The organism is Loktanella sp. F6476L, from assembly GCF_023015725.1.
In the GTDB taxonomy this organism is placed as follows: domain Bacteria; phylum Pseudomonadota; class Alphaproteobacteria; order Rhodobacterales; family Rhodobacteraceae; genus Yoonia.
The window spans coordinates 161,233-186,905 of the sequence record NZ_JALKAR010000004.1 but is presented as its reverse complement, the minus strand read 5'-3'; the positions used below and the strand labels follow the sequence as shown (position 1 = coordinate 186,905).

The following is a 25,673-nucleotide window of genomic DNA, read 5'->3' as shown; positions in this document are numbered from 1 at the left end:
TCGGGTGTGGGGACGATATGCCAAAAGGCTACATTATTGGTCATGTGACCGTGAAGGATGCGGAAGCGTATAAAGAATACGTAACACGCAATTCGCCGGTTCTTGCGTCGTTTGGTGGCAAACCGCTTGTACGCGGTGGTCAATCCGAGACCCCAGAAGGCCCAGAATTCACACGTCATGTGTGCTTTGAATACCCCGATTATGAGACAGCGAAAGCTGCATATTATTCCGAAGAATACCAAGAGATCATGAAGATACGCACAGCAAACGCGGACAGCATGATCGTGCTCGTTGAAGGGGCCGAATAACATGGCTGAACAAGTTCTCGCAGCAGACGGTCGCCCGCTGAAAGCATCGCTGAACCGCGCATTGCGCCGCCAAAAGATGCGGGCCTTGATGCTGATCGCGCCGCTTTTGTTGTTCATCCTCGTGTCCTTTGTGATGCCGATTGCGGATATGTTGTTCCGGTCGGTCGAGAACCAAATCGTTGGCGAAACGCTCCCACGGACTGTGGTTGAGCTGGCTGATTGGGATGCCGCAGGCGAAGCTGAACCAGACGCTGCAGTGTTCGAGGCTTTGGCCCGCGATCTGGCGATTGCTGTCGAAGAGAAAAGCCACACGCGACTAGGCAGCCGCCTGAACTATGAATTGACCGGCGTGTCATCGCTGTTCCGCAAAACCGGCCGCAGTGTTGATGAGATTGGCGAAACCGTCCAAGACGCGCTGGAAGACGCCGCACCGATTTGGAAAGAACGGTCTGTCTTTGGCGGATTACTGGGCACCGATGATTGGACCGACGCAGTGGATGCGTGGGACGAGACAGGCGCAGGACCAGCATTCGAGGCACGTCCGGAATTGCAGGCTGCTTTGCCGGATACCACCAGCCTGTACCGGTCCTTTACCGAAATCGCGATGGAGGCGGGCGATAACCCGTTGGCCGAAAAGCAATTACCGATCTTCTTCCATGTTCTTGCGCAAGAAGTGACGACTGCCCCGACTGACGGATTGTCAGACGCGCAGGCAGATTTGCTTGCCGATGTGCAAACCACGGTAGCGGGTTTGACGTTGGATGATCCTAAAGCGCTGTTCGTCGATATCGACGAAGACTGGGGCAGCACCGATGTTTGGCGTACCATTCAGACTTACAGTCCTGCTTACACGGACGGGTATTTCCTGAACTCTGTCGACCGCCTGAAGGGGGCCGAAGGCGCAGAACTGCGCCCAGAAAACGAACGGATCTACATCACGCTGTTTATCCGTACGATGATCATGTCCTTTACGATCACCGTCAGCTGTATCCTGTTGGGCTATCCAATCGCTTGGTTGCTCGCGAACCTGCCAGCACGCAAAGCGAACCTTCTGATGATCCTCGTGCTACTGCCGTTCTGGACATCGCTGCTGGTGCGAACGTCTGCGTGGAAAGTGCTGCTGCAACAGCAGGGGGTGATCAACGATGTGCTGGTCTGGATTGGCTTCGTGGCCGATGACAGCCGCTTACAACTGATCAATAACCAAACGGGTACGATCATCGCGATGACGCATATCTTGCTGCCATTCATGATCCTGCCGCTTTATTCGGTGATGCAAACGATCCCGTCAAGCTACCTGCGGGCGGCAAAGTCACTGGGGGCCACGAACTGGACCGCCTTCTGGCGCGTCTATTTCCCGCAGTCCATTCCGGGCATCGGGGCGGGGTCGATCCTCGTGTTTATTCTGTCGATTGGCTACTACATCACGCCGGAAATCGTGGGCGGGACCAAGGGTGTCTTTATCTCGAACCGGATCGCGTATCACATTTCCAGCTCCCTTAACTGGGGCTTGGCGGCCGCATTGGGTGCGATTTTGCTGGCCATCGTGCTGATCTTCTACTGGGCCTACGACCGGATCGTCGGCATCGACAACGTAAAGCTAGGGTAAGAAAACATGTCAGGTTTGCCAACATATGCGACCCCCGGCCAAACGGTGTGGTATTACAGTTTCCGGATTATCTGCGGGTTGATCTTTTTCTTCCTGATCGCGCCGATTGTCGTGATCATTCCGCTGTCGTTTAACGCGCAGGATTTCTTTACGTTCACGCCGGAAATGCTGGCTTTCGATCCGGAAGGCTATTCGACGAAACACTATGAAGACTTCTTCACCAGTTCCGATTGGCAGTTGGCGTTGAAGAACTCGCTCAGGATCGCACCTGTGGCGACGATCTTGTCGGTGTCCTTGGGGACGTTGGCCGCGATTGGTCTGTCGCAATCCCACGTGCCTTTCCGGCGCGCCATCATGGCGATCCTGATCTCGCCGATGATCGTGCCGCTGATTATTTCGGCGACTGGTATGTATTTCTTCTATTCCAACCCGTACATACCGATCCCGTTCTACGGCAAGCTCGAACTGCCTTTCACGCTGACAGGCACTTATATCGGTGTTGTGCTGGCACACGCGGCGTTGGGCATTCCTTTCGTGATCATCACGGTGACGGCGACGCTGGTGGGGTTTGATAAATCCCTGACGCGTGCGGCGGCCAACATGGGGGCAGGGCCGGTGACGACTTTCTTTCGCGTGCAAATGCCGCTGATTTTGCCGGGCGTTGTGTCAGGCGGACTGTTCGCGTTCATCACATCGTTCGATGAAGTTGTCGTGGTTCTTTTCGTCGGCTCTGCCGGTCAGAAAACGCTGCCTTGGCAGATGTTTACAGGCCTGCGCGAGCAGATCAGCCCGACGATTTTGGCGGTCGCGACGATCTTGATCGCGATCTCGATTGTTCTGTTGTTCGTGGTCGAATTGCTTCGCCGCAGGTCAGAGCGTTTGCGAGGCATGTCACCGAGCTAGGTCGTTCTCAAGCAGGTATTGCGTCGCCTTTGGCGTCGCGACACTGGGGGGCCAGCCTCCCAGACCCCCCGAGATATTTAGGACCAAAAGAAAAGGTTCTAGGGCAAGATAGCGAGCCATAGCCAAACCGACAGGATGGACAACGCTGTGCCGAACAGCACCGCGGACGCCGCTACGCGTTTGGCTTTGCGGTACATGTTGGCAAAGACGTAGGTGTTGATCCCCGGTGCCATCGCAGATGTCAGGATCGCCGAGCGGAACGCGTCCGTGCTCAGCCCGTTCCATTTCCCCAAGAGCCAGACAGTCGTCGGGTGCACGACAAGCGACACGCAGACGATAAACAGGATCGTTTTGATGTCGCCTTCGGGTCTGTAACGATACAACACGCCGCCCAAACCGAAAAGCGCTGCAGGCAACGCCGCGCGGACCATCAAATCAATTGCGTCGGTGATGACGCCGGGCACGGGAATACCGCCAAGATTCACGATGAACCCAAGGCTGATCCCCAAGATCAGTGCATTGCGGAACATCGCCTTTAGCACTTTGCCGGGCAGGGATGTGAACGATCCACCGCGATTGCGGGCGATTTCCATCGCTGTGATGCCGACGAAATAGCAGATCGGCGAATGGACCGCGATGATCGTGTAGTTGGCTTCCAGCGCACCTGCGCCGTAGGCCCGTTCAGTGATTGGTAGACCAAGCAGCAGGGAGTTGGAAAACAGGCCGATAAAACCAATGGCAACCGCGTCTTCCCAATCCCGTTTGAAGATGACTTTCGCCCCGATCATGCCAATCGCGAACCCTGCAATGGCGCCTGTATAGAAGCTTCCTAAGAGCGCAAAGTCGAAGTTCTGGCTTAGGTCGAGGGTCGAAATCGCTCGGTATAGCAGGCACGGGATCGCAAAGTTCTGTGTAAACTTCATCAGTCCATCGACGCCTTCGTCGCTGAAATACTTGCGCCAAACCGCGACATAGCCAAAGCCGATCACGAGGAAGACGGGAAGGATGACATTTAAAAGAACGCCCATGGCAGGGACTTTCGATATGTTGGCGCCTCCGGCAGAGGTATTTTTGACCAAAAGAAGTCGGGGGCGATCCGGTTATGTGATTGGTAGCGTCAGGGTCAGCCCGTCATAGGCGGGTTGAATATGGTCTGCAGTTTCTGCTGCAAGCGTCGCGTAGTCGAGATCGTTGTGCATATTGGTCAGCACAGCTTGCTTGGGTTTGATCTGGTCAATCCAGCCAAGCGTCTTTTCCAAGTGCGCATGGGTCGGGTGCGGGTCGCGGCGTAATGCGTCGATGATCCACAGATCGAGGTTTTCCAAAAGCGGCCAGCTTGTGTCCGGGATGTCAGCCACGTCAGGCACATAGGCACAGTCATTAATCCGGAAGCCATAGGTGACCATCGCGCCGTGTTCGACAGGGATCGGAGTGAACGAAATGGGACCGCCCGCGCCTGTAATTTCAAAGGGCTGTTCGATGAGGTTCAATTCACAGATCGGTGGGTAAGATGAGCCTTTGGGCTGGATGAACGCATAACCGAAACGATCCATCAGCGCATCTGTTGTATCTTGATCCGCATAGACCTGTAATCGTTGGCGCATGTTGAAGACGACCATGCGCAGGTCGTCGATCCCGTGCAAATGGTCGGCGTGCGCATGTGTATAGACCACGGCGTCCAGCGATCCGATGCCGGCGTCCAGCAGTTGCTGCCGCATGTCTGGAGTGGTGTCGACAAGCACGCGCGTGATGCCGTTTGGTCCTTTGCGTGTCACAAGCAGGGCGCAGCGGCTGCGCCGGTTCTTGGGATTCGTCGGATCACAAGCGCCCCAGTTACCGCCGCGCGTATCCGACAGGCGCGGCACGCCACCGGATGACCCGCAGCCGAGAATACGAAAGGTGATCGTGTCGCTCATCCTGCGGCTTTCGTGAACAAGCGGTCAAAATTGGCGGTTGTGGCTTTCGCGAAATCGTCGAGCGAGATGCCGAAAACCTCGGCCCCTTTGGCTGCTGTGTATGCAGTATACGCTGGTTCATTGCGTTTGCCGCGATGCGGCGGCGGTGCAAGGTATGGACTATCTGTTTCAACCAAGATTCGGTCCAACGGGCCCGCCGCAAAGATGTCGCGCACCTCTTGGCTTTTCGGGAATGTCGCGATCCCGGACATCGACAGGTAGAACCCTAGATCGAGTGCTGCACGGCCCAATTCAGGCGAGCTTGAGAAGCAATGCATCACGCAGGAATACGCCCCGTTTGCATGTTCTTCCGCCAGAATGCGGGCCATGTCATCATCAGCGCCGCGTGCGTGGATGATCAGAGGCAGGCCCGTTTCACGCGCTGCTGTGATGTGAATTCGCAGACTTTCCTTTTGGATATCAGCGCTTTCGGATGTGTAATGATAATCCAGACCCGTCTCGCCGATCCCGACCATTTTCGGGTGCTGCGCGATCTTGATCAGTTCATCGACACTGGCCAATGGTTCTTCTGCCGCTGACATCGGATGGGTGCCGCAGGCGTAGAAAACCGGATCATGCGCTTCGGCAATGGCCCGCACGCTTGGTTCATTGCGCAGGCGTGTGCAGATCGTCACCATGCGGGTCACGCCCGCGTCCAACGCCCGCTGAATCACGTCAGGACGTTCGGCATCAAAGTCCGGAAAATCAAGGTGGCAGTGGCTGTCGACAAGAATGGGAAGGGTCATAATCTGCCTTTAGCGGGCAGCAACGGCCCGTGCGGTTTCTTCGATCTTAAATACGATATCTAGGACCAAAGCAGCAGGGTCAAGGTTCACCGCCCGCCCATGTCTGATCCTTGCAGTCAGGTCTTGCTGTAACTGTGCCCAAGCGCGGGCAGCGCGATCATCAGGCGACAGACGTGCCAGTAATCGGGCCTCGCCGGGTGCGCCTTGTGTGGCGGGTGGGCCAAGCAAGCCGGCACGTGCACACCGCGCGAGAAAATGGTCGATCAGATCAAGCGTCAGACCGTAACGGATCACGTTCGCAACACCTGCGCAGGAATTCGCGAGCGAAAGCGCGGCGGGGCGATCTGCGTTGGGCAGGTTGTCCATCACTTTGATGATTTCGGCATAACGCGGCAATCCGTCGTGGTTCAGCATCGCGATGGCATCGCCGGCTGATCCGCCCGCCAAAACGGTCAGTGCTTCGGTGGCGTCTGCGGTATGGCCCGCTTGGGTCAGCGCTTGGCTTAGGTCGTCTGCGCCCAACGGCCCACAACGCAATTCGCGGCAGCGGGACCGGATCGTTGGCAAAAGGCGTGATGGTTGGTGCGCGATCAGTAGGATCGTTGTGTCAGCGGGTGGTTCTTCGAGTTCTTTGAGGATCGCGTTGGCCGCGTTGCGGTTCAATTCGTCCGCTGCATCGACAATGACAACGCGCCGACCGCCGTCAGTGGCGGACATGTGAAAGAAGCCCTTCACGCCGCGCACGGCATCGACGGTGATGTCTGCTTTCAGCTTCTTCGTTTTCTCGTCGTAGGGACGGCGTACGATAAACAGACGCGGATGCGCGCCCGATTGAACAAGCCGCGCATCGGGATGGTCTTCGTCAACATGCAAGGTTTCCGGCGGGGGCGGCGCGCCAAACAGCCTGTCACCTTGATCCGGCTCTTGTGACAACAAAAATGTGGCGATCTTCCATGCCAGCGTCGCCTTGCCCACGCCGCGCGGACCAGTGATCAACCATCCGGAATGCAGGCGGCCGGCATTGAAAGCCTCGAGGAACGACGCCTCTGCCGCCGATTGTCCAAATAGAACGGGCGTTTCACGGGGGTGCGGTGCGCCTTCGATCCGGTCGGGTTCGGGGATATCGTCGCTCATGTGCGGGCGGCGTATTGGGTGGCGATATCGGCTGCGATCGCGTCTGGTTCACGATTGCCATCGATCAGAATGCAACGCGCGGGGAAGGATTTCGCGAGCGACAAAAAGCCGTGGCGCAGGGTCTCTTGGAACGGCAGGCCGAAATCTTCGAACCTGTCCTCGCCTGAATTGCGGGCAAGACCGCGGGTCAACGCGACTTCTGGATCCATATCTATGATGAAGGTCAGATCAGGTTCGCGCCCAATCATCAGGCTGTGCAATTGATCCACCATGCCGCGCAGATCACCACGGGTGGCACCTTGATAGACGCGGGTGCTGTCGGCGAAACGATCCGAAATAACGGTTTGGCCAGCAGCCAACGCAGGTTCGATTGTCTTTTCCAGATGGTCGCGGCGGGATGCAGTGAACAGCAGGATTTCTGTCTCCGCAGACCAACGGTCAGGTTCGCCAGTCAAGACAAGGTTGCGGATTTCCTCGGCACCGGGTGATCCGCCCGGTTCGCGCGTGAGGATAACGTCATGCCCTGCGGCCTCAAGCGATGCTTTCAACGTCCGCGATTGGGTAGATTTGCCAGAGCCGTCGATGCCCTCGAACGTAATGAAACGGCCCATGGTCATCAATTAGGACTCAGCCTCTGTCGCGGCTTCGGGAGCTTCTGCCGTTGGGCCGAACTTACCCCAAAGCACTTCGCCTGCCACGCGCAGCCGCGTGTTGAAACCGCCCAGTGGCACGTCATGTTCTGCGACCAATGGGACACGGTGTTCGGGAAGGCCGTCCAGCGAAATCACCAATTCGCCCAGTTCTTGACCGGCTGTGATCGGAGCCTCGAACGGGCCTGTGTAGATGACTTCGGCGTCCAGACCGTCTTGGTTCACAACAGGGACCAACAGTGAAACGTCATCTGCAACGGTCAAGCCAACGGAGGGTTGTTCGCCCATCCAGACCTCTGCTTCTGCGATCCGTGTACCACCTTGGGCCACGTCCTTTTGGGCAAATTGGCGGAAAGCCCAGTTAACGATTTTCTCAGCTTCTTCTGCACGGGCCTGCGAACTGTCGAGACCTGTAATCACAAAAATAATCCGGCGATCACCTTGTTTCGCAGAGCCAACCAGCCCGTAACCGGCTTCCTGCGTGTGACCTGTTTTCAGGCCATCTGCACCGATCCCAAGGCTCAGGATCGGGTTGCGGTTGCGGGTGTTGGACGGGACGCGGTTGTCGAAGGCAAATTCGCGTTCGGAAAATAGCGGGTAATAGGTGGGGTAGTCGGTGATCAGACGGTTCGCGAGGATGCCCAAATCACGCATCGACATGCGATGCCCGGCAGCAGGCCAGCCGTTTGAATTGGCAAAAGACGAATTCGTCATGCCCATGCGACGGCCGCGTTCGGTCATCTGACGGGCGAATCCTGCTTCTGTCCCGTCAAGCGACAGGGCCTCGGCTAACACAGCGCTTGCGTCATTGCCGGACAAAACGATCACGCCCCGCAGCAGGTCTTCGACGGTTACACGGTCGGTGGTGTCCAAAAACATGGATGACCCGCCATAGGATGCGGCATGTGTGGACACGGGCAGGCGTTCATCAATGCGCAAGATGCCGTCGGCCACGGCTTCGAACGCCATGTAGATCGTCATCAGTTTGGACATGGACGCAGGCGGTAGTGGTTCGTCTGCATTCTTGTCCAACAGGACAGTGCCTGTTGTCTGGTCGATCACATAGGCAGCCGTGGCGCGTGTATCAAAGGTTTGAGCAAGCGCCGCGACGCTCCAGACCATGCTGACGATCAGGGCAAGGCCAGTACGGACAAAAGGAATAGGCATCGGTGACAGCTCCGATTGAAGTGGGTTTAGTTGCTTACGAAGTAGGCGTCAGCAAAGCCGAGCGCCTTGACCTTATCCAAGATCGCAGCCCGATCCGCAGCAGTCGGGGCAGGGCCCACGATCACACGCCAGAACGGTTTGCCTTGGCTGTTTTGGGCCAGCACGGTGGCAGACATGCCATCTTGGCGCAACGACGTCGCGGTGTTGTTCGCGTTTTCTTCGACACTGAAAATACCGATTTGGATAAACGGTTTCGCCAGCGATGACGCAGGCGCCGCAGCTGGCGTCGGCACGGGGGCAGGTGCGGGCGTGGCAACTGGTGCAGGTGTGACGGCTTCTGCCGCAGCAATAGCGGCGGCAGCACCAGCAATTGGGTCTGTTTCCAGCGGTGTCGCTGCGATTTCAACGGGTGCGTCAAAATCGGTGGTGGCTGGCGGTGCAACTGGCGCAGCTTCGCGACGCAGTGCGACAACATCCAACGTCGCGGGCGATCCGGCGAGCATACCAAGTTCTTCGGCAGCATCGGACGATACTTGCAGTGCCGGACCGGGGTTATCGCGTTCGCGACGGAACAAGGCGCCGATCACGAACTTCCCGTTGGTCTCGTTGCGAATAATCACACGTTCGGGGTCTGTCACATCCGGATGCGCCACCCAAACACCGCCAAGTGACGGGCGTCCGTCCCAAAGTCCGGTTTCCGTCTTCTGGAAAATTTCAGGGGCTTCGACGTCGCGCTCTTCCGTTGCGCCGCCGAGAAGGGGCAATGCGGGGCCTTCGGCGTCTGGTGTTGCTTCTGCTCCGGCGCCGATGTTTTCCAGTTGCTCACACGCTGCAACCGTTAACATGAGCGACGCCACAAGGCCGCCTTTTAGCCAAGGTGTTGAAATCAATGCATTTGCCATTGCTAATCGCCCCAAATTTGCCCGGTGGTTTCGGTTGCCCCGACACCTATCATTGTTGTTCGACCAGCGAAGAAAAGTAACGCTGAACCCTATATAATGCGCACATTAGCGGGGGAGTGCACATTTGGGAAGTCTTGAGACAAAATCATGGGCGGATTTCCACGTGAACATTTTTCATCAACATGGGTCTTTACCTTCCAAATCAATGGCCCTAAGAAGCCCCCCAGCGGAGGCTTGGCAGAGTGGTCGAATGCACCGGTCTTGAAAACCGACGAGGGTGAAAGTCCTCCCAGGGTTCGAATCCCTGAGCCTCCGCCACAATCACTTTTGTTGTGAATGGACAGAGCCGCATTGAGCGGTTTTTTTCGTTTTGTCATGAGTGACGGGGGCATTGCGCAAGGCCTTTACCGTAACCGCGTTTGTCGATGATGCGTCGAGCTGGGCCCTGCAAAGTCCATTATTCCGATGCCTGAAATCCGGGAAACGGATCGCCAGTTCCCGATCCGCCGCTTTTAGTTGATGACGTAAACAGCCGCTGAAACGACGCCGAATGCGGCGGCAAGGTTGCGGAAGCTGACGGTCGCGCTGTCATAGCAGGAAATCGAATCTTCCGGCATGATGTAGGGATTGAATTCGTCTCGTTCCGCATCGCGCAGCAGGTCTTCAATGGACCGATCAATCACCACAGATTCGCCGGTGATTGGATTGCGGGAAAACAGAACAGCGCGCCGGTTGGCATTGGTCAGTTTGGATCCACCAACGCAGTTCAACCCGAAGACGGCCTGCAAGAACCGCGTCCCGTACCGCATATCCCGCGCATCTGGGACCGCTGCGGGGTTATTGGCGAGCGCTGTTTCGGCAAGGTTCGACAAAAAGACTTTGACGCCGGGTGGGGTGATTGAACTTGGAACGACCAGTTCATCTTGGAAACACTGCCGAGACGGCACTTCGACGCGGTCACCGGCAATCAGAATTGGATCTGGAAAGGCGCCGCCGCGCGGGGCTTCCCGGATATCATAGACGGTGCGGTCCCCGCCGCGAATGACAACAACTTTGGAAAGGTCGGCATCCGGACGAATACCACCAGCGTTACGAAGCGCTGTCGACAGGCGACGCGACGCAGTAGCGGCACCCAGTGCCTGCTGACGTTCAACGTCGCGGGTTTGGGCGTTGGCCCCGCCGACAATCACCTGACGTGGTTCAAAAACGGCACCAGCCACAAAAACAGTGGCTTCCGCATAATCCTTCAGGATCACCGAAACACGTGGTTCGATGGTGTAAAGTTCGTCAGCGATCAATGCGTTGGCAATGGCTGTTTCGACGGAACGTGGACTGCGGCCCGCTGCAGGAACCGAGCGCAAGAAGGGGATACGCACATTCCCATCTTCATTGATCACATATGTGTCCGAAAGCGTTTCGTCTTCTTCGATGAAAACTTGCAACAGATCGCCAACAGAAAGCACCTCGGGACTGCCACCTGTAATGGACCCGATGCCAGCCGTTCCTTTTCCATCATAACTGTCGTTGTCGGATAGGACCGCGCCGTCCGTACATTTGAGCATATCAAGATACGACGACCTTGTGACCTCGGCACCACCTGTGTCGGGGCCGCGATAGCGGGCTTGATAGGCTTGACCAGCATCAACGTCTTCGCGGTTGCCTGGAACCGTGTGCGATGCACAGGCCGCCAATAGGCACGACATCGCGACAATCATAATCAATCTGGTCGTCTGCATGTATTCCGCTCGCACGCTTTTTTCTTACCCTAACGTAGGGACATCAAAACTGCGAGTGAACTCAGCATACTTAGGTCTGAACTATCCGTTTGTATAGGAAACGGTGCGGAATCGCCACAAGACCAACCTTACAGACATGCGATTGAATCGAATGCTTATGATAAATCTAGCTGTATTAACCACGAGGATATTATGCCAGACAATCGCCACTTTTTGACATCGCTCCTGACCAATGGTGCATCCGAGATCATCCAAAAGATTTCGCGCATCGCGGTCGTTATCGTCGTGGCGCGTGTCATGGAGGCAGAGGCCATCGGCCTTGCCGCAGCTGCGATTGCCGCAGGCGACATCCTAAAATCACTCACGGAAACCGGGGTCGTGCAGCGGATCATCGCCGCACCTGACAAAGCATTGCCCGCGGTTGTAACCACAGCACGTCGCTTGTTTCGTTTATGGTGCATTGGGCTGTTTACTGTCCAATGTCTGTTTGCTGCGGGAATTTGGATGTGGTCAGGCGGAACCCTGATCCCACTTATGATCGCTCTTTTGGCATTGGAATACCTCGTGATGCCAGCCGGAATTGTGCATTGCGCGCTGGCCATGCGAGCGGGGAAACTGACAGGCACTGCAGGTGTCGCGGGGGGGCAGGTTGTCTTAGCGAACATCCTGACTGCCGGACTTGCAATGGTGTTTCCTTCCCCGCTTGCATTGATCTTACCGCGCGTTCTGACGGCGCCGGTGTGGCTGATCGGGATGCGACGTCTGCACCCTGACGTACCAGCGCCGGTAACAGACGCGGCGCCCGTCAGTCACTTCGTTGGATTTGGCGCCTGCCTTTTAGGGAGCGAAGTGATCAAAACCCTGCGTTTGCAGGGGGACAAGCTGGTGATCGGCGCAACGCTGGGTGCCGAAGCCCTTGGTATCTACTTTTTCGCGTTCAACGCAGGTCTAAGTCTTGCGACGTCGATCTCGACGGCTTTTTCGCGCGTGGTGTTTCCCACCATTGCCGCCGCAACAAACCGCGCTCGCGCGACAGGCGAAGCGGTTTGGTTGGGGCTTTTGTTCACAACCCCAATTGTCATCCTACAAGCCTTGGCGACACCTTACTACGTGCCGTTCTTGCTGGGGGAAGACTGGGCCTACATTTCACCAATCGTATCGATCCTTTGTCTGGCTGCGATCCCGACGATGGTTTGGTCTGGCACCGCGCAATGGCTGCGGGCCGAAGATCGGGCGCTGACGGAACTGGCTGTCACAACCGGCCTGACCGTTTCGCTTTTGACCGCGACATATTTCCTGTCTCCGCTGGGCCTTGAAGCGATTGCCTGGGGGTATCTCGCCATTTCCTGTCTGGTTCAGCTCGTCGCAAGCGTTCCGTTGTTTCTATCAATTCGCCGAATGGAGGCCTGACTATGCCGCGTTTTTCTGTTGTTATCGCCTGTTACAATGCGACCGAAACGCTAGCGGAAACGCTCGCGTCTTTGCAAAGCCAAGATGAACAGGATTGGGAAGCGATCTGCGTTGATGACGGATCGACCGACGCAACCCTCGACATGTTGCAGGCCGCTGCGGCGTCTGATCCCCGCATTCACGTGATCGGCAAGCCAAACGAAGGCCCAAGCATTGCGCGCAACGTCGGCGCAGCGTCTGCAAACGCGGACTGGATCGCATTTCTTGATTCAGATGATATTTGGGTGCCGCAAAAACTGTCCCACATTGCACAGGTTGCGGCGACTTCGCCCGAGGCAGACGGCATTTACGGGCGCATCGCATTTTTCGAAGACAGCAGCACTGCGGATACGACCACATCAACGGTCAAAGCAGGCCAGACATCCCTTGAAGACTTGTTGGGCGAAAACCCGGTGTGCACATTGTCGAACTTGTGTGTGCGCCGTACGGCTTTCCTTGAACTAAATGGGTTTCGTGAAGACATGCGCTACAGCGAGGATCTTGAATTCTTGGTGCGGTTCGTGGCGTCCGGCAAAACGCTGGTTGCGACGCCCTCCGTTTTGGTGCGGTACCGTGCCAGCAATAATGGACTGTCGGCCAATCTGATGCAGATGCACGAAGGCTGGCGCGAGGCAGTTGCGAGCGCGGGGCATGAGATTGCCGATGCACAACGTGATCGCGCCGAAGCCCTGCACCTGCGTTACTTGGCGCGTCGCGCATTGCGTCTGAACATCCCGCCCAAGTCGGCGTTTCAGTTGGCTTTGGCTGGTTTCAAACTGTCTCCGCTCGCGTTTTTGGGCGACGGTCATCGTGGTCCCGCGACGCTTGTGTCTTGTCTATTTGCCCCACTTATTCCGGCGCCGCTGCGTCGTTCATTCTTTGCGTAAAAGGTTGTTTTGTTATGCCCCATGTCAGTATCGTTGTTCCCGCGTTCAACACGTTAAAAACGCTTCCTGAAACAGTCTCTTCGCTGCTTGCACAAACTTACACAGATTTCGAAATCATCGTCGTTGATGATGGGTCCACGGATGGCACTGCCGCGTGGGTCGAAGCCCAGCCTGATCCGCGGGTCCGTCTGTTTCGCCAAGTCAATCGCGGTCTCGCTGGTGCGCGCAACGGCGGTATCATTGCGGCAGAAGGTGAATTGATCGGCTTTTGTGACGGTGACGATCTATGGGAACCTGAAAAGCTGGAAAAGCACGTGGCCTATTTGGCGGATCATCCTGAAATTGGTGTCAGCTATTCGGCGTCTTTGCTCGTTGATGAAGCAAACCGCAGCCTTGGGATCATCCAAGCGCCGCGCACAGCTGACGTCGCCGCACATCATATCCTGTTGCGCAATCCGGTTGGAAACGGGTCCGCACCGGTCATTCGCGCCGCGACGCTACACGACATCGGATACCAACCCAAGGGCGAAGCGCGGATGTGGTACTTCGACGAGAACCTGCGCCAATCCGAAGACATTGAATGCTGGATACGTATCGCGTTGACCACCGATTGGGGATTTGGCGGGTTATCGGAACCGCTGACACGATACCGTATTGTGTCGGGCGGGTTGTCCGCCAATCTGGACAAGCAATTCGCGACGTGGACCAAGATGGCCGATAAAGTACGCATGATTGCACCAGAATTTGCCAAAAAATGGTTGCCAGCAGCAGAGGCTTACCAGCGCCGGTATCTGGCCCGCCGCGCCGTCAGCCTTGGCGACGGAAAAGCCGCCCTACGCGTGCAAATGCAAGGATATGCGAAATCATTGCATCCGTTATTCTTTGAACCACGCAAAACCATCAGCACTTTGGCGGCAAGCGTTGTCATGGTGCTGGGTGGCAAGCGGCTGATTGATCGGGCATTGCGCAAGGCTGCATCATGATCCGGTTATGCCATCTGATTGACGACACCAGCCCGGGCGGCGTTATGCGCATGTTGGACTTTATCAAAGGGTCCGCGCAGATGACCGCCCTTGGAACGCATGACATTCTGACAACGCCCGCAGGACCGACCATGCCACCCAAGACAGATGCGGACGTGATCGTGTCGCATATCGTTTTGTCATGGAAGAACCTGCCGTTTTTCGTAGCGCTGCGCGCTCGCAATCCGAAGGCTACGCTTGTTCACGTTGAACACCACTACAGTGCCGCCTTCGCGCAAGCCGAGGTGAACCATCCAAAACGGTTCCGTGCGATGTTACGCCTTTCAATGGCTGTGTTTGATCGCGTCATTACGATAAGTGAGGCGCAACAGGATTGGCTTGTTAACGGCATTGGCATCGCACCCAAGGCGTTAACCCTGATCCCGTCCTGTGTCGCGCTGGACGACTTTCTGGCCATGCAACCGACAGCTGGCCCGATCACACGGATCGGTGCAATCGGTCGGTTGCATGGGCAAAAGGGGTTTGATCTGTTGATCCCTGCTTTCAAGGCTGCGGCTTTGCAGGGTGTCCAGCTGGATGTCTTTGGCGATGGCCCTGATCGGGAACAGCTGCATCAGTTGGCTGACGGCGATCCGAACATCGTGTTTCATGGCCATGTCGCGGACCCTGTTGCGGCGCTAAGCACCGTCGATGCGGTGGCGATGCCGTCGCGGCGTGAACCTTATGGTTTGGTGGCCTTGGAAACGATGGCCGCTGGACGCCCGCTATTGGTATCGACTGCGGACGGTCTACGCGATCACGCGGTGTCTGGTGCTATTGCGGTGGACACGTTTTCGGTCGCGGCTTGGGCCGACGCGCTGCGTATGCTCTGCGATACGCCGGATCACGCGCGTGCGCAGGCAGCCAGAGACCGTGTTGCGCAAGCCGAAACTCGTTTTGCCGAAGGATGGGGCGCATTGCTGACGGATGCAGGTCACGCCCCAGCCTGTTAGGTTCTAGGCAGGCTGCAATTGGGGGGCAGGTGCAGACGGGCTGATTCGTGGGGCCCGTTCGGCCATCTCGCGCAGGTGGATGCCAAGCAGCATCAGCGCAGGCCACATCAGATAGGCTTCGATTTCGATATTCTCGCCCATCGACAAGATCAGAAACACGATCATAATCCCAAGCGGTAGACGACCCTGCGGATGAACTGCTGCGTCCTTCAACGTGATGCAAAGATGGACGGCGAACGGCACAGCCATCGCCAGAAAGCCGACCAAACCCTTCACAAAGAGCAGGCCCCACCACGTGTGATGCGACCCGATTGGCATGTATTCAACGATATGTGTGCCGGAGGCGACTTTGCCGTGGCCGAACCAGAATGCTTCCGCTTCCCACCGTTCGTGTGCGATCCTTTGTAGGGTCTCGCGCACACGCGTGCTGTCAGCACGTGATGATTTGAATGCGGACCAGAAGCGGGTGATCGCGTTGTTCAGCGGTGTCCAGAAAACGGCCATTGACCCTACGATTGCAGCGCCGATCATCCACGCCCAAGTCCGCAATAGCAATGGCATCATGCGTGGGCCGACACTGGCCACGACCAAGGCAACAAGGCTCATCCGCGATTTCGACAGCAGTATCATCGCGACGCCAGCCAGACATCCGGCGATCAACCAGCCGCGATGTTTTTCCTCTAGGGCGAACAGGACCATGATCACGCCGAGCAGACCAGCAAATGGCGACCAAGGTGCATAGAACTGCCAACGTGGTGTCCAAGTGGACGGGTCCAACGTGTAGAAATAGACAGTGAAATATTCCGGCCCCGGGCCGCCAACGGCTTTGAGCGGGGACGTGAAGATACGTTCGGGCAGGCCAATCATCGGTGCCACAAATAGGATTGGCGTGATGATCAACGTGATCAAGGCCAATCGACAATGCGCGCGGATCAACACGTCACGATTGATTTGAAGAATGGCACCTGCCAACGGGAAAAGCGCCAGCAAAGCCCAACCTTTCGCCCAGCCGATGCTGGACTTGATTGTCCCTTTCAGACCCAAGTTCCAGTCAAGGTGACCGACCCAGAGCGCGACAAGCATCACGCTCATCCCTGCGATCCAAAGCCAGATCATCGCGGGGATAGGACCGGTCGGGCGTAGGTCTTCGCGCATGGCAGGGCCCAGATACAGACCAAGGACGGCAAGTGCCCCTAAGATCCAAGCAAGCACAGGACCCACCACATAAAGGCTGCCAAATGCGTAGAACCCCCAAGTCCACACAAGCGTCTTGGACGCGATACGTTCGGGCAGGGTCATCGGGTTACACCGCTGGCCGTGCCAAAAGCTTGTCGATCATTGGGCGACGCAGCCAAGCGAGAGTCAGACCCATCAGGATCATCAATGTCGCCGTGATGCCTGCGGCAATCGCGATCATCGGCTGCGGGGATGTCGGGTTGATCGGCAAAGATGCATCGGCCAAGACCTGAACCAATGGGTAAGACGCGTAAACGTCTGACTTTGTTGTATCCACGCGGGCCAAGGCAGAACTAAACACCGTTTCAGCAACTTGATAATCTCGCGACAAGTCATCAAGGCGTGACGCAAGCGGCGCCAAGGTTTTCATGCGCAGGTCGGCTGCATCGCGTTGTGCGATCAATGTGGCTTCGGTGGTCGCTAGGCTTTCGCAAAGACCCGCCAGTTCAACAAGTTCGGCAAGCAATGCGCCGCGTGCGGGGTCAGGTGACACGTCCAACGCGCTGCTTGCTGTCATTGCGTCGTTACCCAACAAAATCGCGCCGCGTGACCTCATTTGCGCTTCTGCGCCAGTCAATTTCTGGACTGCGTTAGTGACTTGTGGGTGACGCGGGCCAAACCGGCCACGGGCCAAAGCGAGCGTCGCGCGGTTTTCCGACAGCGTTCGCGCAAGTTCCTGAAATTCAGGATCGGCATGCAGCCGCAGGTTCGTCGCAGCCATTTGCGGTGACACGCCGAGTTTTTCGGACAGCGACACCATCTGGGCGTCGATACCGCGACGTCGCGCAATGGTATCTTCTACCTTCAAGACCAGCGTGTCGCGTTCTTTTACAAGATCTTCGTAATGGGCAAATGACACCAAACCGCTTTCGGTTTGCAACGTGGCGATCTGATCGCGCAGATCGTCAACAGCAGCCTCGTATCCGGAAAGTGCGTTCTGCGCGGATTCCTCGCGGCTGTTCAGCTCATCCAAACGAAGTATCTCGATTTCGTCCATAAAGACGTCTAGCAGCGTTGTCGCACGGATCTGTGCTTCTTCGGGGGACGCCCCGACCATTGAGAAGTGGATCAATGATGTCTCGTCGACCAACTGGATGCGTGGTTCGCCAAAATATTGCATTGGCGTGTCCAGATCGGCCGCGGCTCTTTCCAACGTGCGGTTAGCGGCGAGCAGACGCTTGTACGTCTCTGTTGGACTGACGCGCGAAGATGAAAAAGCAGAGGCGGCAGATGAAGACGCCTGACCTAATTCAGCAAGATTGACCGAAGACTGGGCACCTGATCCGGGTAGGATCAGGGACACATCGGATGTGTAGCTGGATGGCGTCAAACGAACATAGGCCGAAATCGGCGTCCAGATCGTGGCAGCAGCCAAACCAAACAGCATCACGTAGCGGGGCAATCGCCCTAAGTCTGTGGTGCGGCCGCCGCGCAGAACGCGGGCGCTAGATGGACGGTGGCGCGCAACAATGCGCAGGGGACGGAAACGTGTAGAACGGGACATGGGCAAATACTCCTGCCACACTTTTAGCGAGAGAGATCATAAAGTGCGCTATCGCGGACGGTCAGTTGGACTGTGCAGCGGGCTACCTTGCTATCCTTTTGTATAAAACTGTTTTCAAATTTGAGTCTCTCACGACAGGTTCTTGTGCAGTCGCATCGACGTTTATCGCTACCAGTCCCTCAGAATAGATGTGTGGCTATGCATGTGTATTGTTTCGGGCGCGGGATTGAGAATCAGATGCGCCAATGCGCTCGGGAATCGGTCCATTGCGCTGCCTCGTGCGCGTAATTGATGGCGTAGGATGAAGGCAAAAGCGCATTCGCACAATTCGACTACGCGATCGGATAGTGCCGCCGATACTTGTGGTGCGGCCGCCTCTCGATTGCATGTGCGATGCTGCGTTCGGGACCTGAAGGTGTCCCTTCGCGACGTCGCTTAAAGCACCTGTTTTCAGACAAATTGTTCTTAACGAAATCTTAAGGACGACTTTTATGTTACAAACTATATCCCTTTTCGGTTTGTCGCTCCTCAATGCGGACCGCGCTACAGCCGTTCAGCATCTCTTGGAGCGCCCAGGCCATACGACCGCCGCCTTCTTGAATGCGCACTGTGTGAATACGGCCGCTAAAGATAAACTTTATAAACGTGCCCTGCGTGCCGCAGACGTTATCCTACCGGACGGGGCAGGGATCAGCCTCGCCGCAAAGCTGATTGGTCGTCGTTTGCGCGAAAACCTGAACGGCACCGATTTGTGCGAACCGCTGTGCAGAGGCGCCGCAGCGCGTGGCATGTCGGTCTATCTTCTTGGTGCGGCCCCCGGTGTGGCCCAAGAAGCGGCAGATAACTTGTGCCTGAAAATTCCGGGCCTACAAATTGCTGGAACGCAAGACGGCTTTTTTGACAGAGCCTATTCAAATGCCATGATCGAAAAGATCAACGCCAGTGGTGCGGACATTGTGATGGTCGCAATGGGTGTGCCTTTGCAGGACGTCTGGTTGTACCAGCACCGTAAATCCATCAACGCAAAATTGGTCATGGGTGTCGGCGCATTGTTCGACTTCAAGGCAGGCCGTGTCAGCCGTGCACCTGCCGTCGTGCGCAAAGCAAAACTGGAATGGGCTTGGCGTCTGGCCCTCGAGCCACGCCGCATGTTCAAACGGTATGTCTTGGGCAACCCTGCGTTTGTTGCACGTGCCATGGTTCAGGCTGGTCGGACCCGCCGGATCACTGCCCCAGCCATGACGGTTTCAAAGCGCGCGCTGGATATTTCCGTGGCCTCTGTCGCGCTGCTGGCGCTTTCGCCAGTGTTTGTTGCGACCGCAGTGGCCGTGAAAATGACCAGCCGCGGTCCGGTCTTCTTCAAACAAGAACGTGTTGGTCACCGGGGCACATCGTTTTCGATGATCAAATTCCGGTCGATGTATCAAGACGCAGAGGCGCGGCGTGAAGCATTGGTCGAAAACAGCGAACGCGAAGGCGTCTGTTTCAAAATGCGGGCTGACCCTCGGATCACACGCGTTGGCCGCTTCATCCGTCGCTATTCCATCGATGAATTGCCACAGATTTTGAACGTCCTGCGTGGGGAAATGTCGCTTGTTGGCCCGCGCCCTGCATTGCCAAGCGAAGTCGCGATGTATCCTGCGGCCGCGATGCGCCGACTGAATGCAATACCGGGGATTACGGGCATCTGGCAGGTGTCGGGTCGTGCCGACATCGGGTTTTCACGCATGGTCGCGATGGACGTGACCTACCTCAGATCGAAATCGATCATGTTTGATTTGCTCTTGATGGGTCTGACAGTCCGCGCTGTTCTATCGGGACGCGGGGCTTACTAGAAACCCCGTTCAGCACGGAATTCATCTAAAACGGCCATCCGCTTTGTCGGGTGGCCGTTTTGTGTGCAAATTTCGGCGCAAGTTGAATTGCGCTGGGCGTCCCACTGGCCCATGCTGACCCTTGGCACATGTGATTGCGGCTCCGCAGGAACATAATGCCCACCGCAGGCATTGGGGGGCCGCAAACATGACCGCAGAATTTATGCTGATCACTTTCACCTTGTTTTTGGCGGGAATGATTGCTGTTCCTTTGGCATCGAAGTTCGGACTTGGGTCCGTTCTTGGGTATCTGATTGCGGGAATCGCCATCGGCCCGATTTTGCAAGGTTTTGGCGTTGATATCGTAGCACTTCAGCACTTCACCGAATTTGGTGTCGTGATGATGTTGTTCCTGATCGGTCTGGAAATGCAGCCACAGGTTTTGTGGGCCATGCGTGCGCGCATCTTTGTGATGGGGGGGCTGCAGGTCGGGCTGACAACGGCTGCTGTAATGGCGGTAGCGATGGTGTTTGGATTGGCGTGGAGCATCGCGCTGGCGATTGGTCTGATTTTTGCCCTGTCATCCACGGCCATAGTGACCCAGACGCTCAACGAAAAAGGACTGATGCGAAGCGATGGAGGGCAGGCCAGTTTTTCGGTTCTGTTATTCCAAGACATCGCAGTGATCCCGATGCTGGCCTTGATCCCGCTGCTTGCCCTGCCGGAACTGCTTGGTGCGGCTGACCACGGCGATGATCAAGGCGCAGGACACGGCGATGGTCACGCAGAGGCGGCGTTGAACCTGAATATGGTCGAAGGCCTGTCGGGTTGGATGACTGCGCTTGTGACGCTTGTGGCGATTGCTGCTGTCATCATGGCGGGGCGTTACCTGACGGGGCCGATCTTTCGCTACGTGGCCAAAGCGCGGCTGCGCGAATTGTTTGTCAGCACCGCCCTGATGCTTGTCGTGGGCATTGCGCTGTTGATGACCATGGTCGGGCTGTCACCTGCATTAGGAACATTCCTTGCCGGTGTTGTGATGGCGAACAGCGAATACCGGCATGAATTGGAAAGCGACATCGCACCGTTCAAAGGTATCTTCCTTGGCGTGTTCTTCATCACCGTCGGCGCAAGCATCGACTTTGGTCTGCTGTCCGCAAACTTGCCATTGATTGTTGGGCTGACTATCGGGCTGATCGCACTCAAATGCGGCATCATCCTTGGTGTGGCGCGCGTGTTCAAGATCGAAAGCGGTGACAAATGGCTGTTCGCACTGGGATTGGCGCAGGCTGGCGAATTCGGTTTTGTGCTCGTGTCCTTCACAGTCGCAAATGGCGTCGTACCTTCGGACGTTGCTGATCTGCTGTTGCTGATTGTTGCGCTGTCGATGCTGCTGACACCTGCTTTGTTCATCATTTACGATCGGGTTATTGCGCCGCGCTATTCCCGCCAACAAGAACGACCCGCTGACGAAATCACGTCGGATGCAAAGATCATTATTGCCGGTCATGGGCGTTTTGGCGGCATCGTCAATCGGGCATTGCAGGCTGCGGATTATGACACCACTGTCGTTGACTACAGCCATGAACAGCTTGAAATGCTCCGGGGTTTCGGGCTGAGCGTTTACTACGGCGACGCGACACGGCCTGACCTGTTGCACGCCGCTGGTATCGATGACGCAAAGGTTCTTGTGGTCGCTATCGATGGAAAAGAACAGGTCACGGAACTGGTTCGCCACGTACGTGAACACCACCGGCATGTTCACATCGTCGCCCGTGCATACGACAGGTGGCATGTGTACGATCTGTGGGCCGTAGGATGCCGCGATATCATTCGCGAGACCTACGACAGTTCGGTGCGCGCAACGCGATCTGTTTTCGAAGCACTCGGGTATGAACGTGCGAAAGCCACGCAGTTGGTGGATGCTTTTCAACACTTTGACCAGACGATGATGCTGGAGCTGGCCGACAAATATGACATCGATGAACCGACTAATCCAGATGGGGCCTATGCGACTCTGGTTCGGGAAAACATGCCTATTTGGGAAAAGGATTTGAAAGCCGAAATTTCAAAAGTGCGAGACGACACTTGAATTGAATTTGAAAAGGTTCCCAATTTTTGAATAAATTAGAAAAAAGTTGCGGCGACGTATCGCTGTGACATTTTTGTACAATTCAAGCGTGTGTGTAGGGGTGCTTTTCTAAAAGGGATTTCGGAAAATCCTAAACTGCCATATTCGTGAATTGCGCAATTTTTCTGCGTAGCGTTGAAAGTTATCGAGTATGCATATTCTGCAAGCGGGTGTCTTTGCTTTTTTAGTTACGATTAGTTTCTCTCTTTTTGGGATAAATGGCACCCGCAACCTAATCAGTGTCTATTTCCTAACCGCAGCGTTCTGGCTGCTCGTCATTGGCTTTATTTTTCTGGCATTTAGGCGTGATCACTCAGATTGATAATGCGACCTTATCGGCCTTAAAGGTCGATTTCGATCACGCCGTTTTCGTTCGCCGCGCGGCTTTGGCACAAAATAACCCGGGTCTCGCGTTGTTTTGCAGAGAGTACAAAATCGCGGTGTTCGACGTCCCCTGCAATTAAGCCGCACTGGCAGACGCCACACAATCCATCGCTGCATTTCACATCAATTGGCACGCCCGCGTTCTGCAAAATATCGGTGCCAGATTTATCTGCTGGCACGTTCAATTGGCGGCCGTCTTTCAATTGAATGACAAAGGGATGGTTTTCGTAGTCGGGCACATCCGGCACATTGAAATATTCGAGATGTCTGTTTTCTTCGGGGAAACCCGAATTGATCGCAGCATCCATGACGGCCGTCATGTAACGTTCGGGACCGCAAGTATAGACATGTGCACCTGTCGGGGCATTCCCTAGGATAACATCGAGATCGGCACGCGTGTCATCTGCGCTGAAATGCAGATGAACCTTATCGGCCCAAGGCATCGCAGCAAGTTCATTTAGATAACCGGCATTCTCGCGCGCAGAGCAGGAATAATGCAGCGCAAAATCGCGCCCCAGATCATGCAGCCTGTGCGCAAAGGCGATCATTGGCGTCACACCAATGCCGCCACCCATCAGGTAGCTTTTCGGCGCGTCCTCGTTCAGCGGGAAATGGTTGATCGGCTTGGAAATGAAAACCCGCCGACCTTCGTTGAAAATCCGGTGCAGCAGGGCGGACCCGCCGCGTCCCTGATCTTCACGCAGGACGCCAATTTGATATTTGCTGCGATCTTTCGGGTCTCCTGACATGGAATATTGCCGCAGCAGTTCGGGGGCCACCACGATATCCAGATGCGCACCGGCCTGCCATGCTGGCAGATCGCCACCGTCTAGCGCCTCGAATTCATACATCGTCACGCTGTCGGTCATGACCTCGACGCGGGACACGCGCACGGCAATCACCGGCGCATCCGTTGGCACAACATAGCGGTGAATGTGATCAGTTTCGCCCGCCGCCGACTTCAGCTTATAGGCATCCGCTGTCAGCATCGCGTGATAGGCTTCAATCCCTTTTTCGCGGTTCATCGGATCGGGGTAGGGCCACGGATGCGGGGCCAGCGGGGCAGGGTAAACCGCCAGCGTCTGGTCCTCGAACTTCAAATCCAGGTCGACTTGCAAATCGCGGCTATTCACCGGATCAGGCGTGGGTTTGTATCCACCGTCATCATGCAGCGATATATCCCACCACCATTTTTTCACGGGGTTCAGCCCGCCATTGCCGACCATATCGTCAAGCTTTGCCAGCACAGGTGCGGCTGCGGGAAGGTTGCTCGCGGCCCACCGGAACGGCGCCTCAGCGAATAACCCCTCAAGGTTCCACGGACAGGTTTTCATGCAGCGCCCGCACATCGCGCCGCCATCGGTTGTTATCCGGTAGGTCGCGCATTTCTGGCTGTCGGATTTCCAAATCTCGTAGCCGTTGAACATCAATTTGGGGCCAGCCGTGATCGCGCCTGATGGACATTCACGCGCACATTTGTTGCAACTTTCGCAGAATTTTTGCAGGCCAAAATCAATCGGCAAATCGTGATCCATCGGCATGTCTGTGGTCACGGCACCCGATTTCAGACGCGGCCCGAGGTAGGGGTTCAGGATCACCTCACCAATCCGCGATACCTCTCCCAAGCCAGCAAGCAACAAGAGTGGCGGCTGCAAAACTTCACCGTCGATCACCGTATGTGCCTTCGCCTTATAGCCGAGGTTGCGAATATGCTGCCCGATCACGCCCCCAATCAGCGAAAACCGCAGATAGGCCCGCATCGACTGCGCGACCGCGATCCAGTCGTCACCGGACGACCCATCCATCGTCTCGAAACCCTGATCAATAATCATGCTAATCGCTTGATCATGTGGGGGATTAATCGGCGTACCGATGGCGTCATGGCTATACCATGCCCAATCGGGACAGCGCGACAGACCGACGGCATCCGCGCCCAGAAAATACGACGCCGCTTTGATATTCGCGGCATTGCGTTGCGCGTCTGTCGGGCGATGGACATTACGCGTGTCCCCGTCCTGCAGCAACGTAAACGCGCCCAAAGCACGCCGTTGCGCGGCGGCAGGGGCGGCTTTGCGCACATGCATTCCGCCTTTCATTGCGTCCTGCGTTTTCTTACCCATGTCGCCAAATTGCGCCCGCGCAAACAGATCGCCGCGTTTCGGGACCCGAGCGACATTAGGTTCGTCAATATAGGTGGTCGGGTCCGCGACACGTTTGAGCTTCTCGAACGGATGCGCGCCTTCCGCGTACCGACGGTTGGCGTATGGATCGCGGTTGAACGCGGATTTCTGCGTGCCGTAGCCGGTCCACCATGCGGGACCCTGGGTCTTGAACCACGGCTGATCCGCCATCGGGGCCAATGGTTTGTCGTGCGCCAAAGGCATGCTCGTGGTGATTGCAGCAAGACCAAAGCGAGTGCCGACCCAAGGAGCGACCAACGTGCCATTTTCGATCGTGGCAAGCCCTGCCGCAACCGCGCAGCGTTGCAAATCCACGTCCGATGTCGTGGCGGTATGGGCGCGGGCATCCCAGCCAAGCAGCCGGATATAGTTCGCCAGAACCGTCGCGGTCTCGGTCGCGCGTAGACAGGCACGATGGGCCTGCGCATCCTTGATCCAATCGCTGCCCGGCTCGTAAGGATCGGGATCGCGGTGGTATTCCTGCAAGAACACAAGCGTCGTTGTGTGGTCCGTAATCGGGACAGGGGCGGCCTGCATCGATTCCTTCAGGTCAGCCATAATCATGTCGATACCAGCGGCCAATGTCTTGGTCTGACGGGTCTTCAACGCCTCGGCTAATCGGGCAATATCGGGGTTGCGGGTCGGCGTGGCCAGACGGCAGGCATCGGTCAGCGGGCCAATTCCCACCATGCTCGCATCCGAGAAATATCCAAATGATTTCAGATGGTTCGCGCGTTCCGTCAGGTCTGTGGGAATATCCGCGACAGTGCTATTCACGATTCCACCACGAATGGCATCCATCATCGCCTGAAATTCACCCATCGCATTCACGATGCTTTCGGGGTCTTCCGGTCGATGAAAATCGAGCGGGGCCAGCGGGGCGATATCCAGCGGCGGCATTGCGTCGACACGGGCGAGCCGTTCGGATGGATAAACGCCCAAATGCGGGGCGCGTGACTTGTCAGAGAAAATCTTCATGAGCCTGCCTTGTTGTTGGCGGCAG

The 25,673-nt window shown here is 56.4% G+C and carries 20 protein-coding genes and 1 tRNA gene; 10 read left to right on the top strand and 11 right to left on the bottom strand.

Translation table 11 applies throughout. The features are described from left to right. Positions 1–17: 17 nt before the first annotated feature. From MWU61_RS10445 to MWU61_RS10435, 3 genes are read left to right on the top strand one after another with little or no spacing between them, the layout of a single operon-like run. Positions 18–308 carry a DUF1330 domain-containing protein gene (locus MWU61_RS10445; RefSeq protein WP_247128308.1) on the top strand — a complete coding sequence of 97 codons (291 nt, stop codon included), beginning with the start codon at positions 18–20 and terminating at the stop codon, positions 306–308. A gap of 1 nt (position 309) precedes the next feature. Beyond that, entirely contained in the window at positions 310–1,917 is a 1,608-nt protein-coding gene (locus MWU61_RS10440; protein ID WP_247128307.1) for an ABC transporter permease, read from the top strand. Positions 1,918–1,923: 6 nt separating this feature from the next. Then, positions 1,924–2,820: an ABC transporter permease gene (locus tag MWU61_RS10435; protein ID WP_247128306.1), complete on the top strand. Its 897-nt coding sequence runs from the start codon at positions 1,924–1,926 to the stop codon at positions 2,818–2,820. A gap of 98 nt (positions 2,821–2,918) precedes the next feature. On the opposite strand, the gene MWU61_RS10430 is transcribed toward MWU61_RS10435, so the two are convergent. The 7 genes from MWU61_RS10430 to MWU61_RS10400 form a co-directional block, all read right to left on the bottom strand. Beyond that, positions 2,919–3,848 carry an AEC family transporter gene (locus tag MWU61_RS10430; RefSeq protein WP_247128305.1) on the bottom strand — a complete coding sequence of 310 codons (930 nt, stop codon included), beginning with the start codon at positions 3,846–3,848 and terminating at the stop codon, positions 2,919–2,921. Between the two features lie 72 nt (positions 3,849–3,920). After that, positions 3,921–4,736 (bottom strand): MBL fold metallo-hydrolase, encoded by an 816-nt coding sequence (locus tag MWU61_RS10425; protein ID WP_247128304.1) that lies wholly within the window; start codon positions 4,734–4,736, stop codon positions 3,921–3,923. Further along, positions 4,733–5,521, bottom strand: coding sequence for a TatD family hydrolase (locus MWU61_RS10420; RefSeq protein ID WP_247128303.1), 789 nt, complete (start codon positions 5,519–5,521; stop codon positions 4,733–4,735). The genes MWU61_RS10425 and MWU61_RS10420 overlap by 4 nt, the downstream gene beginning before the upstream one ends. Positions 5,522–5,530: 9 nt before the next feature. After that, complete coding sequence (locus MWU61_RS10415; RefSeq protein ID WP_247128302.1) at positions 5,531–6,655, bottom strand: DNA polymerase III subunit delta'; 1,125 nt, start codon at positions 6,653–6,655, stop codon at positions 5,531–5,533. After that, positions 6,652–7,272 carry a dTMP kinase gene (tmk, locus tag MWU61_RS10410; RefSeq protein ID WP_247128301.1) on the bottom strand — a complete coding sequence of 207 codons (621 nt, stop codon included), beginning with the start codon at positions 7,270–7,272 and terminating at the stop codon, positions 6,652–6,654. Before tmk ends, MWU61_RS10415 begins: the two co-directional genes overlap by 4 nt. A gap of 3 nt (positions 7,273–7,275) precedes the next feature. Beyond that, on the bottom strand, positions 7,276–8,427 hold the full coding sequence (locus MWU61_RS10405; protein ID WP_247128421.1) for a D-alanyl-D-alanine carboxypeptidase family protein: 1,152 nt from the start codon (positions 8,425–8,427) through the stop codon (positions 7,276–7,278). Between the two features lie 71 nt (positions 8,428–8,498). Beyond that, entirely contained in the window at positions 8,499–9,374 is an 876-nt protein-coding gene (locus MWU61_RS10400; RefSeq protein ID WP_247128300.1) for an SPOR domain-containing protein, read from the bottom strand. Positions 9,375–9,602: 228 nt separating this feature from the next. Here MWU61_RS10400 and MWU61_RS10395 point away from each other — a divergent pair. Then, positions 9,603–9,692, top strand: a tRNA-Ser gene (locus MWU61_RS10395). A gap of 194 nt (positions 9,693–9,886) precedes the next feature. On the opposite strand, the gene MWU61_RS10390 is transcribed toward MWU61_RS10395, so the two are convergent. Continuing rightward, positions 9,887–11,110, bottom strand: coding sequence for a polysaccharide biosynthesis/export family protein (locus tag MWU61_RS10390; protein ID WP_247128299.1), 1,224 nt, complete (start codon positions 11,108–11,110; stop codon positions 9,887–9,889). A gap of 192 nt (positions 11,111–11,302) precedes the next feature. Here MWU61_RS10390 and MWU61_RS10385 point away from each other — a divergent pair, with 192 nt between their 5' ends. From MWU61_RS10385 to MWU61_RS10370, 4 genes are read left to right on the top strand one after another with little or no spacing between them, the layout of a single operon-like run. After that, positions 11,303–12,520, top strand: a complete 1,218-nt coding sequence (locus tag MWU61_RS10385; protein WP_247128298.1) for an oligosaccharide flippase family protein — start codon at positions 11,303–11,305, stop codon at positions 12,518–12,520. A 2-nt stretch (positions 12,521–12,522) separates the two neighbouring features. Continuing rightward, positions 12,523–13,446 carry a glycosyltransferase family A protein gene (locus MWU61_RS10380; protein WP_247128297.1) on the top strand — a complete coding sequence of 308 codons (924 nt, stop codon included), beginning with the start codon at positions 12,523–12,525 and terminating at the stop codon, positions 13,444–13,446. Between the two features lie 14 nt (positions 13,447–13,460). Beyond that, a complete protein-coding gene (locus MWU61_RS10375; RefSeq protein ID WP_247128296.1) occupies positions 13,461–14,429 on the top strand; it encodes a glycosyltransferase family 2 protein in 969 nt (322 codons plus the stop codon). Further along, positions 14,426–15,421: a glycosyltransferase family 4 protein gene (locus MWU61_RS10370; RefSeq protein WP_247128295.1), complete on the top strand. Its 996-nt coding sequence runs from the start codon at positions 14,426–14,428 to the stop codon at positions 15,419–15,421. Before MWU61_RS10375 ends, MWU61_RS10370 begins: the two co-directional genes overlap by 4 nt. Before the next feature lie 3 nt (positions 15,422–15,424). On the opposite strand, the gene MWU61_RS10365 is transcribed toward MWU61_RS10370, so the two are convergent. Next, complete coding sequence (locus tag MWU61_RS10365; RefSeq protein WP_247128294.1) at positions 15,425–16,720, bottom strand: O-antigen ligase domain-containing protein; 1,296 nt, start codon at positions 16,718–16,720, stop codon at positions 15,425–15,427. A 4-nt stretch (positions 16,721–16,724) separates the two neighbouring features. Continuing rightward, positions 16,725–18,161 carry a hypothetical protein gene (locus tag MWU61_RS10360; RefSeq protein WP_247128293.1) on the bottom strand — a complete coding sequence of 479 codons (1,437 nt, stop codon included), beginning with the start codon at positions 18,159–18,161 and terminating at the stop codon, positions 16,725–16,727. A gap of 491 nt (positions 18,162–18,652) precedes the next feature. On the opposite strand from MWU61_RS10360, the gene MWU61_RS10355 reads away from it, so the two are divergent. Beyond that, complete coding sequence (locus MWU61_RS10355; RefSeq protein ID WP_247128292.1) at positions 18,653–19,996, top strand: WecB/TagA/CpsF family glycosyltransferase; 1,344 nt, start codon at positions 18,653–18,655, stop codon at positions 19,994–19,996. Positions 19,997–20,183: 187 nt separating this feature from the next. Beyond that, complete coding sequence (locus MWU61_RS10350) at positions 20,184–22,067, top strand: cation:proton antiporter (RefSeq protein WP_247128291.1); 1,884 nt, start codon at positions 20,184–20,186, stop codon at positions 22,065–22,067. A gap of 380 nt (positions 22,068–22,447) precedes the next feature. On the opposite strand, the gene MWU61_RS10345 is transcribed toward MWU61_RS10350, so the two are convergent. Next, entirely contained in the window at positions 22,448–25,648 is a 3,201-nt protein-coding gene (locus tag MWU61_RS10345) for a reductive dehalogenase domain-containing protein (RefSeq protein ID WP_247128290.1), read from the bottom strand. Positions 25,649–25,673: the final 25 nt, after the last annotated feature.

Coding starts and splice junctions, on each gene's coding strand:
- MWU61_RS10400 (WP_247128300.1), bottom strand. CDS start 9,374: ATGGCAAATGCATTGATTTCAACACCTTGGCTAAAAGGCGGCCTTGTG.
- MWU61_RS10420 (WP_247128303.1), bottom strand. CDS start 5,521: ATGACCCTTCCCATTCTTGTCGACAGCCACTGCCACCTTGATTTTCCG.
- MWU61_RS10380 (WP_247128297.1), top strand. CDS start 12,523: ATGCCGCGTTTTTCTGTTGTTATCGCCTGTTACAATGCGACCGAAACG.
- MWU61_RS10345 (WP_247128290.1), bottom strand. CDS start 25,648: ATGAAGATTTTCTCTGACAAGTCACGCGCCCCGCATTTGGGCGTTTAT.
- MWU61_RS10355 (WP_247128292.1), top strand. CDS start 18,653: ATGTTACAAACTATATCCCTTTTCGGTTTGTCGCTCCTCAATGCGGAC.
- MWU61_RS10425 (WP_247128304.1), bottom strand. CDS start 4,736: ATGAGCGACACGATCACCTTTCGTATTCTCGGCTGCGGGTCATCCGGT.
- MWU61_RS10350 (WP_247128291.1), top strand. CDS start 20,184: ATGACCGCAGAATTTATGCTGATCACTTTCACCTTGTTTTTGGCGGGA.
- MWU61_RS10415 (WP_247128302.1), bottom strand. CDS start 6,655: ATGAGCGACGATATCCCCGAACCCGACCGGATCGAAGGCGCACCGCAC.
- MWU61_RS10440 (WP_247128307.1), top strand. CDS start 310: ATGGCTGAACAAGTTCTCGCAGCAGACGGTCGCCCGCTGAAAGCATCG.
- MWU61_RS10365 (WP_247128294.1), bottom strand. CDS start 16,720: ATGACCCTGCCCGAACGTATCGCGTCCAAGACGCTTGTGTGGACTTGG.
- MWU61_RS10430 (WP_247128305.1), bottom strand. CDS start 3,848: ATGGGCGTTCTTTTAAATGTCATCCTTCCCGTCTTCCTCGTGATCGGC.
- MWU61_RS10405 (WP_247128421.1), bottom strand. CDS start 8,427: ATGGTCTGGAGCGTCGCGGCGCTTGCTCAAACCTTTGATACACGCGCC.
- MWU61_RS10360 (WP_247128293.1), bottom strand. CDS start 18,161: ATGTCCCGTTCTACACGTTTCCGTCCCCTGCGCATTGTTGCGCGCCAC.
- MWU61_RS10370 (WP_247128295.1), top strand. CDS start 14,426: ATGATCCGGTTATGCCATCTGATTGACGACACCAGCCCGGGCGGCGTT.
- tmk (WP_247128301.1), bottom strand. CDS start 7,272: ATGACCATGGGCCGTTTCATTACGTTCGAGGGCATCGACGGCTCTGGC.
- MWU61_RS10385 (WP_247128298.1), top strand. CDS start 11,303: ATGCCAGACAATCGCCACTTTTTGACATCGCTCCTGACCAATGGTGCA.
- MWU61_RS10445 (WP_247128308.1), top strand. CDS start 18: ATGCCAAAAGGCTACATTATTGGTCATGTGACCGTGAAGGATGCGGAA.
- MWU61_RS10375 (WP_247128296.1), top strand. CDS start 13,461: ATGCCCCATGTCAGTATCGTTGTTCCCGCGTTCAACACGTTAAAAACG.
- MWU61_RS10390 (WP_247128299.1), bottom strand. CDS start 11,110: ATGCAGACGACCAGATTGATTATGATTGTCGCGATGTCGTGCCTATTG.
- MWU61_RS10435 (WP_247128306.1), top strand. CDS start 1,924: ATGTCAGGTTTGCCAACATATGCGACCCCCGGCCAAACGGTGTGGTAT.